This window comes from Bacillus sp. JZ34 (assembly GCF_053903205.1).
In genome coordinates, this window is the sequence record NZ_CP096403.1 from 1542307 (window position 1) to 1556481 (window position 14175).

At 40.7% G+C, this 14175-nt stretch carries 14 protein-coding genes and 1 pseudogene; 13 read left to right on the forward strand and 2 right to left on the reverse strand.

The window, feature by feature from the left end:
• The first annotated feature begins 120 nt into the window (after window positions 1-120).
• The 3 genes from M1D90_RS07785 to M1D90_RS07795 all read left to right on the forward strand — a co-directional run bounded on the left by M1D90_RS07785 (window position 121) and on the right by M1D90_RS07795 (window position 2954).
• Window positions 121-690 carry a flavin reductase family protein gene (locus M1D90_RS07785; RefSeq protein WP_145624108.1) on the forward strand — a complete coding sequence of 190 codons (570 nt, stop codon included), beginning with the start codon at window positions 121-123 and terminating at the stop codon, window positions 688-690.
• 366 nt (window positions 691-1056) lie between these two features.
• Window positions 1057-1749 carry a FadR/GntR family transcriptional regulator gene (locus tag M1D90_RS07790; protein WP_101561114.1) on the forward strand — a complete coding sequence of 231 codons (693 nt, stop codon included), beginning with the start codon at window positions 1057-1059 and terminating at the stop codon, window positions 1747-1749.
• The gene (locus M1D90_RS07795) at window positions 1746-2954 is read left to right on the forward strand and encodes a CynX/NimT family MFS transporter (protein ID WP_145624106.1); all 1209 of its coding nucleotides are present in this window, start codon (window positions 1746-1748) and stop codon (window positions 2952-2954) included. The genes M1D90_RS07790 and M1D90_RS07795 overlap by 4 nt, the downstream gene beginning before the upstream one ends.
• Before the next feature lie 270 nt (window positions 2955-3224).
• On the opposite strand, the gene M1D90_RS07800 is transcribed toward M1D90_RS07795, so the two are convergent.
• Window positions 3225-3962: a MurR/RpiR family transcriptional regulator gene (locus M1D90_RS07800; protein WP_035338395.1), complete on the reverse strand. Its 738-nt coding sequence runs from the start codon at window positions 3960-3962 to the stop codon at window positions 3225-3227.
• A 209-nt stretch (window positions 3963-4171) separates the two neighbouring features.
• On the opposite strand from M1D90_RS07800, the gene M1D90_RS07805 reads away from it, so the two are divergent.
• The 3 genes from M1D90_RS07805 to M1D90_RS07815 all read left to right on the forward strand — a co-directional run bounded on the left by M1D90_RS07805 (window position 4172) and on the right by M1D90_RS07815 (window position 7520).
• A complete protein-coding gene (locus tag M1D90_RS07805) occupies window positions 4172-5500 on the forward strand; it encodes a 6-phospho-beta-glucosidase (RefSeq protein WP_020452298.1) in 1329 nt (442 codons plus the stop codon).
• Window positions 5501-5560: 60 nt separating this feature from the next.
• Window positions 5561-6376 carry a Cof-type HAD-IIB family hydrolase gene (locus M1D90_RS07810; protein ID WP_026579247.1) on the forward strand — a complete coding sequence of 272 codons (816 nt, stop codon included), beginning with the start codon at window positions 5561-5563 and terminating at the stop codon, window positions 6374-6376.
• A 1045-nt stretch (window positions 6377-7421) separates the two neighbouring features.
• Window positions 7422-7520, forward strand: a complete 99-nt coding sequence (locus M1D90_RS07815; protein ID WP_229128970.1) for a DUF3986 family protein — start codon at window positions 7422-7424, stop codon at window positions 7518-7520.
• A gap of 121 nt (window positions 7521-7641) precedes the next feature.
• Here M1D90_RS07815 and M1D90_RS07820 read toward each other — a convergent pair.
• Window positions 7642-7894 (reverse strand): annotated as a pseudogene (locus M1D90_RS07820) (hypothetical protein); the annotation flags it as partial.
• 218 nt (window positions 7895-8112) lie between these two features.
• Between M1D90_RS07820 and M1D90_RS07825 the strand changes: the two are divergent.
• From M1D90_RS07825 to M1D90_RS07855, 7 genes are all read left to right on the forward strand, one after another.
• Window positions 8113-8778 (forward strand): helix-turn-helix transcriptional regulator, encoded by a 666-nt coding sequence (locus M1D90_RS07825; RefSeq protein ID WP_026579249.1) that lies wholly within the window; start codon window positions 8113-8115, stop codon window positions 8776-8778.
• A 5-nt stretch (window positions 8779-8783) separates the two neighbouring features.
• Complete coding sequence (locus M1D90_RS07830) at window positions 8784-9158, forward strand: RidA family protein (protein ID WP_128822609.1); 375 nt, start codon at window positions 8784-8786, stop codon at window positions 9156-9158.
• Window positions 9159-9213: 55 nt separating this feature from the next.
• Window positions 9214-10317 carry a threonine synthase gene (locus M1D90_RS07835; protein WP_128822607.1) on the forward strand — a complete coding sequence of 368 codons (1104 nt, stop codon included), beginning with the start codon at window positions 9214-9216 and terminating at the stop codon, window positions 10315-10317.
• Window positions 10318-10359: 42 nt separating this feature from the next.
• Window positions 10360-11334, forward strand: coding sequence for an asparaginase (locus M1D90_RS07840; RefSeq protein WP_128822605.1), 975 nt, complete (start codon window positions 10360-10362; stop codon window positions 11332-11334).
• Between the two features lie 78 nt (window positions 11335-11412).
• On the forward strand, window positions 11413-11745 hold the full coding sequence (locus M1D90_RS07845; protein WP_234026579.1) for a RidA family protein: 333 nt from the start codon (window positions 11413-11415) through the stop codon (window positions 11743-11745).
• Window positions 11742-12848, forward strand: coding sequence for a D-TA family PLP-dependent enzyme (locus M1D90_RS07850; RefSeq protein WP_026579252.1), 1107 nt, complete (start codon window positions 11742-11744; stop codon window positions 12846-12848). The genes M1D90_RS07845 and M1D90_RS07850 overlap by 4 nt, the downstream gene beginning before the upstream one ends.
• A gap of 23 nt (window positions 12849-12871) precedes the next feature.
• On the forward strand, window positions 12872-14113 hold the full coding sequence (locus M1D90_RS07855) for an alanyl-tRNA editing protein (RefSeq protein ID WP_456283322.1): 1242 nt from the start codon (window positions 12872-12874) through the stop codon (window positions 14111-14113).
• The last annotated feature ends 62 nt before the right edge of the window (window positions 14114-14175 follow it).

Below are 14175 nucleotides of genomic sequence, written 5' to 3' on the forward strand. Positions count from 1 at the left end.
AAAGCCTGCTGGAAGCCCATTTATTAAATTCTAAACGAATGGTTCATCTGAAGAAGTACCTGGCGACTTAGATGTGTGCCTCTCAAATTTAATGAATCTAAAACAAAAGGAGCGATGGAGATGAGAGCACCGATAGATGAACCCATTTGGTACGCTTACCCTGGAATGGTAGCTGTCGTTACGGCCCAATATAAAGGCGAAAAAAACGCCATGGCCTCCGGGTGGCATACCTATATTGGATCTTCTCCCGGAATGTATGGGATATCGATAAATAAAGAGACATATACTTACAAATTGATTGAGAAAAGCGGCGTTTTCGGTGTGAATTTTCTTCCGGGGAGATATTCGGAACTCATTCAAGCATTAGGCACCCATAGCGGCAGAGATTTAAATAAGTTTGAAGCATTTCATATTCAATACGAAGAAGGACTAAAAGCTGAGATACCGATTTTAACTGATGCGTATTTCGCTTATGAGTGTAAAGTACACAGTATTTCCACTTTGGGAGATCAAGAGTGGATTGCGGGGGAAGTTTTACAGAGATATCAAGATCAAGAGCTTTTCTTAAAAAATGGTATGCCGAATTTAGAGAAATTGGATGTTCCGCTTCATATTGGAGGGGCCAGCTATCGAATATTAAATAGTCAAGCAGAGGAGCGTCAACACGTTTTTTATCCCAAAACTGATTGAAACATTCAGGTTTCTCTGCATAGAGTAGAGGAATCCAATCAATGAATGCATCTGCAGCGGCCTCCGCTGGAACTCCATTGACTTATACGAAGCAAAAAAGAGACCAAAAGACTGCAACGCTTCTCTTTAAGAAGGCTTTGCGGTCTTTTTATATTTCTAAGGTTCAATTCATTTTACCCTCCAAAAGGTATTTAAATTTCCATTTGCAGACTATCTGTTTTTGTTTTGGGAAAATTGCAAGTTAAAATTCATCTTCATTAATCCTATTATTAAGTTGCTTTTGTTGTCTTAATTTCATAGGCATGATAAAATTCCAAATAACCAAACATCCTATGTTTGATAAATGCATTACAGGAGGATAGACACATGCTTCAGAAAACAAACCGGCAGACGCTGGTTGAGCAAGTCGCACTACAAATAGAAAGTATGATCGAATCTGGTAAGTGGGGTGTCGGGATGCGCATTCCTGCCGAGCCGGAGTTGATGAACGAGTTGAATGTTAGCCGCAATACATTAAGGGAAGCAATTCGGGCATTGATACATGCGGGACTCTTGAAGACGAAACAAGGTGACGGAACTTATGTCTGCTCTTCAAGTGCCTTGGGAGCCGTGTTGAAAAAACGCATTTTGCGATCAGATACGCTGCAAACATTAGAAGTTCGATATGCACTCGAACGAGAGGGAGCTCATCTTGCTGCACAACGCAGAACCGATGACGAGGCGCGCGACCTTCTTCTTCTGCTGGAACGCTGCGAGGCAGCGGCAGAACTCGGTGACATTGATAGCTTTGTAGCGGCCGATATTGATCTGCATCAAAATATTGTCAAGGCATCTCATAATGAAATATTGATTGAAATATACAGCCATATCGCCGAAGCGTTACAAGATTCGATCACAAGCCTGACCCGTTATGAAGTAGATGCGGATTTCTTGGAAATGCACCGTCAACTGGTCGAAGCGATTGTTGGTCAAAACGCTGCTCGTGCCGTGGAAGCAGTTCATCGCTATATCGGGGAATCGAAGGATGTTATTGCCGGTGAAGAGGGGGAGCGGCTATGAGCGTACAAAGTGGTACAAAGCCAACTGAGGCAAAGCTTTCGTTCTCATTGAGTTTGCCGATCATCATAGGCATTGTCCTTATTTCACTGACGATGCGGTCACCGCTGACATCGGTAGGCCCACTGGTAGGTTCGATTCGCGAGTCCCTTGGATTATCAAATACTGCGGCAGGCTTGCTCACGACATTGCCGTTGCTTGCTTTCTCGCTTCTTTCCCCCTTCGCACCTATCTTGGCGCGCCGCTTCGGGATGGAACGGATCATACTTTATGCATTGGTTCTGCTCATGATAGGTATCGCTGTCCGCTCTCTGTCCGCAACAGTTCCTTTGTTTGCAGGCACTGTTTTGCTTGGGCTTGCGATTGCGGTGTGCAACGTGCTAATTCCAGGTCTGGTTAAACGGGATTTTTCTCATAATGTCGGTTTGATGACAGGACTGTATTCAGTATCGATGAATTTATGCGGGGCGATAGCCTCCGGTGTAAGCGTCCCGCTTGCCCGCAATCTCGGTTTTGGCTGGAATGGCGCACTTGGAATCTGGGGTCTGCTCGCTCTGATAGCCGCACTATTCTGGTTTCCTAAAGCGCGGGCGAGTCACGCGTCAGCCGGAATAACAACTAGCGGTGCGTCGACGCGGCGAAGTCTGTGGCGTTCACCGTTGGCATGGATAATTACACTTTTTATGGGATTGCAGTCTTTGCTTTTCTATGTATTGATCGCTTGGTTACCTGAAGTCATGACAAGCCGGGGCTTGAATGAAGACAGCGCTGGCTGGATGCTATCGTTGTTTCAATTCGCTTCGCTTCCCGTATCATTCATCGTACCAATCGTTGCGGGACGCATGAAGAACCAGCGTTTGCTGGTTGTCATCATGACTATCCTGTTTTTTGTTTCATTAGGTGGCCTTTATTTCGGCGATAATGCACTTATTTTGTTATGGACAATTTTACTCGGAATTGCTGGGGGATGTGCGTTCAGTTTGGCTATGATCTTTTTAAGCTTGCGGACGAAAGATGCCACCGATGCGGCTTCTTTATCTGGTATGTCCCAATCTGTCGGATATTTGCTGGCTGCAACAGGACCGACCTTGTTTGGATTGCTCCATGATGTCACGGCAAGATGGAACCTCCCAATATTACTGTTGCTTATGGTCAGCATTCTGCTGTTCATATTCGGTCTGGGCGCGTCAAAAAATCAAACGGTATAAAGGGCTCTGTTTCAGCAAAGCTCTTGCTGAAAGAGCTCATGAACTGCCCAGAATAAATAAAAATAAATTGAATTGGTGTAAGTCAAATCAATTGCAATAGCTAGGTTGAGGGCCTGGTGAAATAAAAGGGAAGCCGGAACTTATGGACCGGCTTCTTCTTCATTTCCCCTTCTTCCGCTTCTCCGCCTGGTAAAGCTAATGAAATATCTACTGTAACTTAAGGAATGTTTAAGGTCGATCACAAGTAGATACTAGATCAGGCCAAAGGTATCAATTCGATTGTTTATTACTAAGCCTATGTATTTCACGAGCCATTGATTCCAAAATATACATAACGGGGATTTGCGTAGTAATATTAGCATTTTCAAACCACTCTTCCGTCACGTAATACGAGATATTAATGTCGGATATTCTGGCAATGGTGGAGTGCTTATGATTTGTAATACTGATCACTTTACTTCCTTCTTGCTTGAGCTGATGAAGATGAGTGACTGTAGAATGGCCTTCACCTGAGACGGATAAAGCAATCGTGATGCTATTGCGGCGGAATTGGGAATGTGTCGGAAAGTAAGGATCTTTAATATACATTGAAAATTTGCCTAAACATGAGAAGTACCTTGCTCCGTACTCAGCAAGAATACCTGAGCTTCCTACGCCGATAAAAATGACACTCTCCGCTTTGGTAATTAGAAGCGCGGCCTCCGCAATCTTTTCTTCAATGTCTCCTTTTAACGTTCTCTCAAAAAACTCGGCTATTGAATGTTGGGAACTCTTCAATACCGTCTTTTTATCTTTTTCTAACTGCATTTTAAGCTTTACTTTAAATTCCGAAAAACCCTCACAATTTAGTTTTTTACAGAAACGCAGAATGGAGGCTGTTGATACGTGCGTTTCATCTGCCAATTCGCGGATTCGCATATAGACGACTTTCTCGCCATTTTGACAAATGTAATTATATAAAGAAGTTTCCAGTTCATTAAACGAAGCGATGATCTCATGGGTAAACATGTATGCGGGGCTCTCCTTCCCTTGACCCTTTTTGCTAACTTCATCTTAGCATACCTGCTTCCTAAGAAACATAGTGTTACATATGTGCAACAAATGACTTCTTGTGTGATTAAAAACAACATGTTACCGGCTTATTTACCGGCTTGCTCATCTGCAGATACAATTGATCCATAAGTACTTTTGCTAAATTACCCGGAGGTGTAAAGAGGATGACACAAGGAATTAAAATTGTCACGATAGGCGGGGGATCGAGTTATACTCCTGAATTAGTAGAAGGGTTTATCAAACGGTACGATGAATTGCCGGTTCGAGAATTATGGCTGGTAGATATTGAAGCGGGAAAAGAAAAATTAGAAATCGTCGGAAACCTTGCGAAAAGAATGATTGAAAAAGCCGGTCTTCCAATTGAAATTCATTTAACGCTTGACAGGAGATCAGCTTTACACAATGCCGATTTTGTTACGACTCAGTTTCGCGTAGGGCTGCTTGATGCCCGTGCAAAGGATGAAAGAATACCTTTAAGTCACGGGGTTTTAGGCCAAGAAACAAACGGACCGGGCGGATTGTTTAAGGGACTGCGTACCATTCCGGTTATATTGGATATTGTAAAAGATATGAAAGAGTTATGTCCGGATGCCTGGTTAATCAACTTTACAAATCCTGCCGGAATGGTGACCGAAGCTGTCCTTCGCTACACTGACCATAAGAAAATCGTCGGCTTGTGCAATGTTCCAATCGGAATTGAGATGGGGATCGCCAAGCTTTTGGATGTTGATCATTCACGGGTTCGCATTGATTTCGCCGGTCTCAATCATATGGTATATGGATTGGATGTATACGTCGACGGAGTCAGTGTAAAAGAGAAAGTGATGGAGCTGTTATCAGATCCGGAGAACAGCAGTTTTGTAAAAAACATCGAAGGGCAAGGCTGGGAGCCGGAATTTATTCGGGCCTTAAATGTATTAACCTGTCCATATCATATGTACTATTATAAGACAGATGAAATGCTGCAAAAAGAATTGGAGAACTTTAAAAAGGGAACAACGAGAGCTGAAGTCGTTCAGAAGCTTGAAGAGGAATTATTCGAGCTGTACAAAGATCCCGACCTGGCCGTTAAACCGCCTCAATTAGAGGAGCGCGGCGGTGCGTATTACAGCGACGCAGCCGTTCGTCTCATTTCGTCTATCTATAACGATAAACGTGATATTCAGCCGGTTAACACAATCAACAATGGAGCGATTGCAAGTATTCCGGATGACTCTGCGGTTGAAGTAAGCTGTGTGATTACAAAGGAAGGTCCAAGGCCAATCGTTCATGGTGATCTGCCAGTTGCAGTCCGGGGACTCGTTCAGCAAATCAAGTCATTTGAACGAGTAGGCGCCGAAGCCGCTGTAACAGGAAGCTATGATACAGCTTTGCTGGCGATGACGATCAATCCGCTTGTCCCTTCTGATAAAATCGGCAAAGCAATTTTAGATGAAATGCTTGAAGCGCATAAAGAGCATTTGCCAAGGTTTTTTAAAAAAATAGAAGCATAAGGGGGGAGCAGTTGGTTAAATTGGGCGTTCACTTTATGTTCAGCTGATAAGGAGGAAAAAGTGAGCATAAAACTAATAGCGGTTGATATGGATGGAACATTTTTGGACGATGACATGAAATATAACAATGATCGTTTTATGAAACAATATCATGAATTAAAAGCACGGGGAATAAAATTTGTGGTTGCAAGCGGCAATCAATATGATCAGCTTAAATCCTTTTTTCCATCAATTAAAAATGAAATAGCTTTCGTTGCTGAGAACGGTGCTTACGTAATAGATTCGGGAAAAGAAATATTCTCAGGCGAAATGTCTAAAGAAACGATAAAAAAAGTTATTGATGTTATAGAAAAGTATGAATACACAAATCTAATTGTTTGCGGAAAAAAAAGTGCTTATATACATGAAGATGTTCGCGACGATGCATATAAGCATGCTCGTAAATATTATCATAAACTGCAAAAAGTGCCTCATTTCGAAAATCTGAATGATAAAATATTCAAGTTCGCCACAAGCTTTTCCACGAAGGATGTTTCAGGACTTTTACGCGGCTTGAAAAAGTCAATCGGTTCTCTCGTTACTCCCGTATCAAGCGGACACGGCGACATCGATTTGATTATACCCGGCCTTCATAAAGCAAGCGGGATTAAAATCCTTCAAAAGCGGTGGGGCATTCGTAATTATGAGTCAGCTGCATTTGGAGACAGCGGAAACGACCTGGAGATGATTTCCACTGTTCAGTATGGAATCGCAATGGAGAATGCCCAGAAAATGATTAAAGATGCTTCCCGATATATAACACAATCCAATAACGAGGAAGGTGTCTTAAATGCCATAGACGCCATTCTTAAAAATGAAGAACCGTTTATATCATAATTCTAAAATGGAAAAAGCTTATGAAATGTCTTATCGCTTCATAGGCTTTTTTTGTTGAAAAATAGATGTTTCAATACCTTAGCTGCATAAGTTTCGCTTTAATTGAAAGCTTAATGAAATAGACGCCGGATTGTTAGGCCGGCTTCTGCGAGATCACTTTCTCTAGGCTTTCTTCCTTCTCCGCCCGGAAAAAACCATGAAATATCTTCATTAACGCGCGCTTTTCAATCCGGGGCATGTTGCTCCGCGAAATCCCGAGCTCCTTTAGCGAAGAAAGATTTGCCCTTAGACATCGAAAAGGTTGAAGAGGAGTTAAAAATAGGTCAAGTGAAAAATTACAATTCATTGATACCTTTAGCACAAACTGCACTTAAACCAATTTTTGAACTTACTAGTAAAGATGGAATAATTGGAGATCATCACAGATACATTAAAGAGTGTAGTGCTTCTTACGATGAGTTAGTTAATAAAATTATTTCAAAAGTTTAGCACTTTTCGGAGTGCTTTTTATGTTCTCTGTAAAGCGGGTTCAAAGTAACACAACTCAGAAAGAGATAGCGTGTGAATGTAGATAACTTAAAAGCACATACAAACACCAAGAGATTATGTTAAAGGAATGAAATACAAGGGGCTTGAAAAGCACGGGATGTCAGTGAACACCATCAAGTCATAGGTAAGAGGGTATAGTTGGGAAAGAAAAAAGTGTGCATACAAAGAAATGTTTGAAAGTTCCAAGCAAATATACGATTGATGGTTCTGTTGGCGGTGGCATAATTATTTCAGGTTCGTTTTAAATCTAGTGGAAAGCCAATTTTTAGATTGGATTATTGTCCGGTTAAAACAGAAGGACCTTACAAACTGCATTACCATGTGCCGCCTAACATGAAGAAACATCATATCATTTTTAAAGGGGGACTTCCTTTGGACTGTGATGATGCACAACATCTGCATATTTAGTTACAATAAAAAAGGACTAGATCTTGAAACAATAGGATTAAAACCCCTAGACGTTGATGTGTAGGACATTTTTTATTTCGAACCAACTTTGAAGTTCTCAAGGATCGACTCTTTTGGTTGTAAGATATTATCAAAATCAAGCAGAGATTTAAGCATTGAACATGCTTTCAAATATTTTGAACTTTGAATCGATCAAGAGTTGAATAAACATTTTTATCAGATCCTCTCTATTTAGAGGATCTGAGTTTATGGTCAATAAATTGAAAAAATGGTCATTTCAATCTAAAAAAAGGGGCGGATTTTTAACCTTAGCCTCTGACAATCACTTCCCCCTTCGCCTTCTTCCGCTTCTCCTTCTTCGCCCGGTAAAACTCACATCTTCATCAGCGCCCGCTTCTCAGGTTCGGACACTACTCCGGTAAATTCCTTTGCAATTTCCCGCTGTGTTTTTTCTTTCTTCAAATCAAGTCCGGAGCGGGCGACGATTAATTCTTTTTCTCTCGCCTGAGGTTGCCGATGGGATTTTTTTGCTTTTGTAAGCTGGATTTGGATGGTTTCGATATACGCAAACAATTATTCAGTGGTTTATTTATGGTTAAAAATATTGCCCATCTTTGTGGCCAAAATAAAAAAGATGCAAATAAGTGTGATGAATAATCAATCTATTATATAAAAAAATATATTTTTATTCCGTTTTTGTATAAAAAATTATATAATGAATTCAAGAGTTAAATCACTTGTAGATGAATGCAGGTAAATGAAAGTTAGGTGTTCAGGTTTTGACTGAAGCAAAACAGGTTTTAAAAAGTTACATACCATTTGCAAAAACGATAGGGGAAATGTTTGGTGCAAATTGTGAGGTTGTCATTCATGATTTGACAACCCCCCAGTCTTCCGTCATTTTTACAATGAACAACCATGTGACGGGAAGAGAGGTTGGCCAATCCTTTGACCACTTGGTGAAAAAGGTTCTTTTATCCAATGAATTTAAAGAGGATTACTTAGCTGGATATGAAATTCAAACAGATGATGGGAGAACAATAAAATCATCGACTACCCTCATTAGAGATGGCCAGCAGCAGGTGATTGGGGCTTTTTGCATCAATTACGACATGAATGTAATGATTCAAATGAAAGAAATGTTAGATGCATTTATGCCCGGTGTTGAAAAGAAAAATCAAATACAAACTTCGAATACGGCGGAGCAGGAAGCTTCGATTCAGAATGTAGAAGAGATCACGAACCAGTTAATTGAACAAATTGTGGCGAATCGCAAACATTCCCTGATGAAACGCCGGGAAAAAATCGAGCTGATCAGATTTATGGATGAAAAGGGAATATTCCTCATGAAAGGTGCCATTGATAAAGTAGCAGAACAACTAGGCATTTCAAAGGTAACCGTCTATAGCTATTTGGATGAAGTGAAAAAAAGACAATCGGAGTGAGCGGAGTGGAGAGTATTTTCGAAGCAGGGAATTTAAAATCGAACGGTCATTATGCATTAGCTGTAATTCATCAAAACACGGTCTATGTATCAGGGCAATTTGCCATTGACCCAATCACGCAGGAAAAGAAATTTGGTACCATTGAAGAAGAGACTTTACAGGCATTGTCAAATATAGAGTATATCTTAAAAAAAGCCGGCAGTCATAAAGGCAAAATTGTAAAGATGACCCTATATCTACACGATATCAATTTATTAGACCGTGTTGACAATGTCTGTCAGGATTTTTTTCGCGATTATCGCCCAGCACGGTCAGTTGTTCCGACGAACGAGCTGCATTACGGTTTTCAGGTTGAAATTGAAGCAAGCGCCAGTCTGTAATATATTTTTTTGCCTAAAGCATATAAAAAAATATATAATAGGAGGTCTAAAAATAATGGAACAGTATCAATGTCATTCCTGCCGTACGAAATACAATGTATCTGAACAGGTGTGGAAATGCCAGTGTGGCGGAGTGTTAGACCTTGTAAAAGAAAAAGTAGAATGGTCCGATTCAAAAGTGCTCAAAGATATTCCTTCTATGTGGAGATATATTGATGCTATGCCATTTGATCGCGACTCCGCCATATGGAGCGGCATCACGATGGGGGAGGGATACACGCCTTTAATCGTGTTAGACAGCGGGGAGCCGAATACTTTTGTGAAAGTGGACTATATGATGCCTACTTTGTCTTTTAAAGATCGCGGTGCTGCTGTATTAATAGCTAAGGCAAAGGAGCTGGGAGTGAAGCATGTAATAGCTGACAGCAGCGGAAATGCGGGGACATCTATTGCAGCTTACGCCAAGCGGGCTGACATCGCATGTGACATCTTTCTTCGGAAGGGTACATCGCCTAAGAAAATCGCGCAGGTGAAAGCGCATGGAGCCAACGTTCGCGAAATTGAAGGAACAAGAGAAGATGTGGCTGAAGCAGCGCAAAAGGCTGTGAATATAGAGAAAAAATTCTATGCCAGTCACGTTTTTAATCCATATTTCTATGAAGGAACAAAAACGTATGCCTTTGAGATTTGGGAACAAATGAATGGAGCGCCGGATACGCTTATTATTCCAGTTGGCAATGGTACGTTATTACTTGGAGTTTACTATGGATTTAAAGAATTACTAGAGAGCAAATGTATAGACAAAATGCCAAGGCTTGTTGCGATACAGGCAGAGAATTGTGCGCCGTTGGCAAAGGCATTTATCAACAATCAACAAGCTGCTGAATCCGTCAAAAGCAGCGGAACACTTGCAGAGGGCATTTCGATTGCCAAACCGGCAAGATCTGCTCAAATATTAGAAGCCATCCGTGCTACAAAAGGACACATCATTACAACCAAAGAGGAAGAGATTCTAAAAGCTCGTACAGCATTAGCAAGTAAAGGCTTTTATGTTGAGCCAACAACAGCGGCTAACTATGCAGGATATTTAAAATACGATCATTCTTCTGATGAAAAAATCGTGATTCCATTATGCGGGGCTGGGATTAAATCTAATTAGGAACGAAGAGAGAAACATTTAATATGAAAATGGGGAGTTAGCATGGAAAACAAGAAAATCATTTTGCTGAGTACCGGCGGTACAATTGCAAGTAAGCCTGATCCTGAAACAGGTCTATTAGAAGCAGGTGCTATGACAGGTGAAGAGCTTTCTGAAATGTGTCGACTGCCTTCTCATATAGAGATTGAAATCAAGTCAGTCTTTCAAATGTCAAGCAGTCATATGACTTTTCATCACCTTGACATTCTGAAGCAAAATATAGAGAGTTTCTTCCGGAATGAGGATGTTGCCGGAATTGTGATATCGCATGGAACAGATACCCTTGAAGAGACTTCGTATTTCCTTGATCTGGTTATATCTGATGAAAGGCCGGTCGTGTTAACGGGGTCACAAAGAGGACCGACACTTGAAGGTACAGATGCATTTGTGAACCTAAGACAAGCTTTCTTATTAGCGGCACATCCTGATGCGCGAGGCTTAGGGGTAACAGTGTTGTTTAATGAGAGGGTCTTTGCTGCTCGATATGTGAAAAAACAGCATGCGTCAAATGTGGATGGTTTTTTCTCTCCGGGATTCGGTTATTTGGGAACGGCTGATCAAGATGAGATCGCAATTCATCAAAGATTAATCAAGCGTGAGACGTATCAACTAATTCAAGCATTGCCAAATGTAGAACTTATTAAGTGTTCACTTGGATCAGACGGAAAGTTTATAGATTATGCAGTTAAGTGCGGAAGTGCAGGAATCATTATTGAGGCGCCGGGAAGAGGGCATACGGCTCCAGCAATATTAGAAAGTGCAAAGAAAGCCGTAGAGAAAGGGATTCCTGTCGTTCTGACAACAAGTGCTGATGAAGGTGAAGTTAAGGGAGTATATGGATTCAAAGGAAGTGCTTCAACATATGCAGATGCCGGAATCATACTAGGCGGCTGCTATGACAGTAAGAAAGCAAGAATCAAACTCGCTGTTTTGCTGGCTGCTGGACAGAAGATTGATGAGGCTAGCTTTAAATATTAGGAATAATAGGGGGAAATTATTTTGAAGCCTGTACACACGAAATATTCAACACGTGATGGAGGCCATTACGTGCCAGCAATGGAACATAATGGTGTTATCTATATTTCAGGGCAGTTGTCGATGAATCCGGAAACGGGGAAAATTCCGGCTGGGGGCATCAAAGAAGAAGCAAAACAGGCGTTGGCAAATATGGAGCTGGTCCTCAAGGAACGGGGATTAGCCAACGAAGATGTGATATTATGCAGACTTTATACCCCAGATGTAAAGTATTGGCCGGATATCAATGAGGTCTATGCTCATTTCTTCGGCAATCATAAACCGGCAAGAGTAGTTGTTCCATCAAATCATTTATATGCCGGGTGTCTTGTTGAAGTTGAAGCCATTGCAGCGATAAAGGAGGAGGTACAATGAATGATTTACAATTAGATACACCAGCTCTTTTAATCGATAAAGACGTGATGTTAAGCAATATGAAGGATATGCAAAATTACGCTAATGAACAGAAAGTAAACTTACGACCTCATACAAAAACACATAAAATGCCTAAATTAGCTAAGCTACAAGAAGAAATGGGAGCTACAGGAATCGCTGTAGCGAAAGTAGGAGAAGCTGAAGTGATGGCGAGAAATGGCTTAAAAGATATCTTTATCGCAAATGAAATTGTTGGGAAATCAAAGCTTGAACGTATTAGAAAACTATCTGAAACGATTGATATCTCTTTTGGAATCGATAGTGCGTATCAAGTACGTGAAATTGAAGAAGTATTTGAAGGAGCTTCAAAGAAAGCCCAAGTGTTAGTGGAAATTGAAGTAGGAGAACAACGCTCCGGAATTATTGAAGAAGATGATTTTTGTACTTTATTAGAATTAATCAAAACGTGTCAAAATGTCGAGCTAAAAGGAATCTTCTCACATGACGGACATTCTTATAAAGCGAAAAGTGTAGCACATTGTAAAGAACTCTATAAAGAAAGTGTAGAACGAACATTACATTTTGCCCGAATTGCGGAAGAAATGGATCTAAAGACAAAAGTGGTTAGTATTGGCTCTACTCCTCCCTTCATGTTTAAGTTTGATATTCCAGAAGGGGTGACAGAAATTAGACCTGGCACTTACATTTTTATGGACGCCTCACAAGCAAATGTAATTGGTACGTATGATCGCTGTGCTGCTTCTGTACTCACAACCGTGATTAGTAAACCAACAAAAGAACGAGTCATTACAGACGTAGGGGCCAAGGGAATTACCGCCCAAACACGAAGCGAAGGGCTTACTGCAACCAAAGGGCTTGGCCGTATCAAAGAATACGAGGACGTTTATATTCATGGCGTATTCGACGAACATGCTATTATTTATCATGAAGAATTCAACAAAAAAGTAAGCATTGGAGATAAGGTGCGAATTATTCCAAATCATATCTGCCCAGTATGCAACTTGCACGATAAAGCCTATCTAGTCGATAATGGAGAGGTTGTAGATGAATTAAATATTGAAGCTAGAGGAAGACTTCAATAATTTAAAAAATAAGGGGAGATGGCATGAATCCGAATCATCACAAACTTTTTTACAAAGATCCCTATCTTAAAACGTTCGAAACGAAAATCTTGAAACAGCAACAGGACAAAAAAGGTGATTTTTATATTACCCTAGAGGAAACAGCCTTTTATCCAACAGGCGGGGGCCAGCCCCATGATATAGGAACATTGAACGGTGTCAAGGTTTTAAACGTTGAAGAGGTCGATGGAGAAATTCGTCATTATGTAGAAAGGACTTTACCGAATTTAGATGATCAGGTTGTTGGGGTTATTGATTGGGAACGGCGTTTTGATCACATGCAACAGCACACCGGGCAGCATATTTTGTCGGCGGCATTCGCGCAGTTATACGATATTCATACAGTTGGATTCCATCTTGGAAATGATACGGTTACCATTGACCTTGATGTATCAGAATTAACAGAGGAAATGGCAGGCAAAGCAGAGAAGCTTGCAAACGAGATCATAACGGAAAATAGGTCCATCGTCGCAAAGTGGGTAGAATATGATGACTTAGTAAATTATCCGATTCGTAAACTCCCATCTGTAAAAGAAAATATTCGTCTTGTCATGATTGATGAATTTGATTACAACGGATGCGGCGGAACACACCCTAGCGCTACAGGGGAAGTCGGAGCAATTAAAGTATTGAATTGGGAAAGACAGAGAAAAAAATTTCGTTTGTATTTTGTATGCGGTAATCGGGTCATAACGCATTTCGATCAAAAACAAAAGGTAATCGTTGAATTGACTGGATTACTTAATCGTCCTGAAGGGGAATTAAGTGAAGCTGTCAAACGGTTGCTTGAAAATATAAAAAAGCTAGACAAAGCGCTTCTAGAATCTAATGAAAAAAACCTTCAGTATGAAGCCAATGAATTATTAGCCAAAAACACCATTCAAAATGATACTGTCATGGTGATCGAAACGTTTTCAGATCGATCGATTCAAGAACTTCAAAAGCTAGCAAAAATGATCGCTGATCGAGAAAAACGGGCCCTTATTTTTTTTTTATCAGAGAACGATCATCGCTTCCAATTGGTTTGCGGACGAGGAGAAGCAAATAAAATGGATATGAGAACCCTAATGCAAGAAAGCCTTTCCCTTATTGATGGAAAAGGTGGAGGAAATAAAATGTTCGCTCAAGGTGGAGGGACTGCTTCATTAACAATAGAGGAATTTATGAAAAATGTTATGAACATTATAGCAACACAAATAAAATCAGAATTCAACAGACCTCTGTAAGTGGATAACAAGCTCTCACTTTTATTGAGGTCATAGAGGAAAGAAATAGAAGCCGGATTATT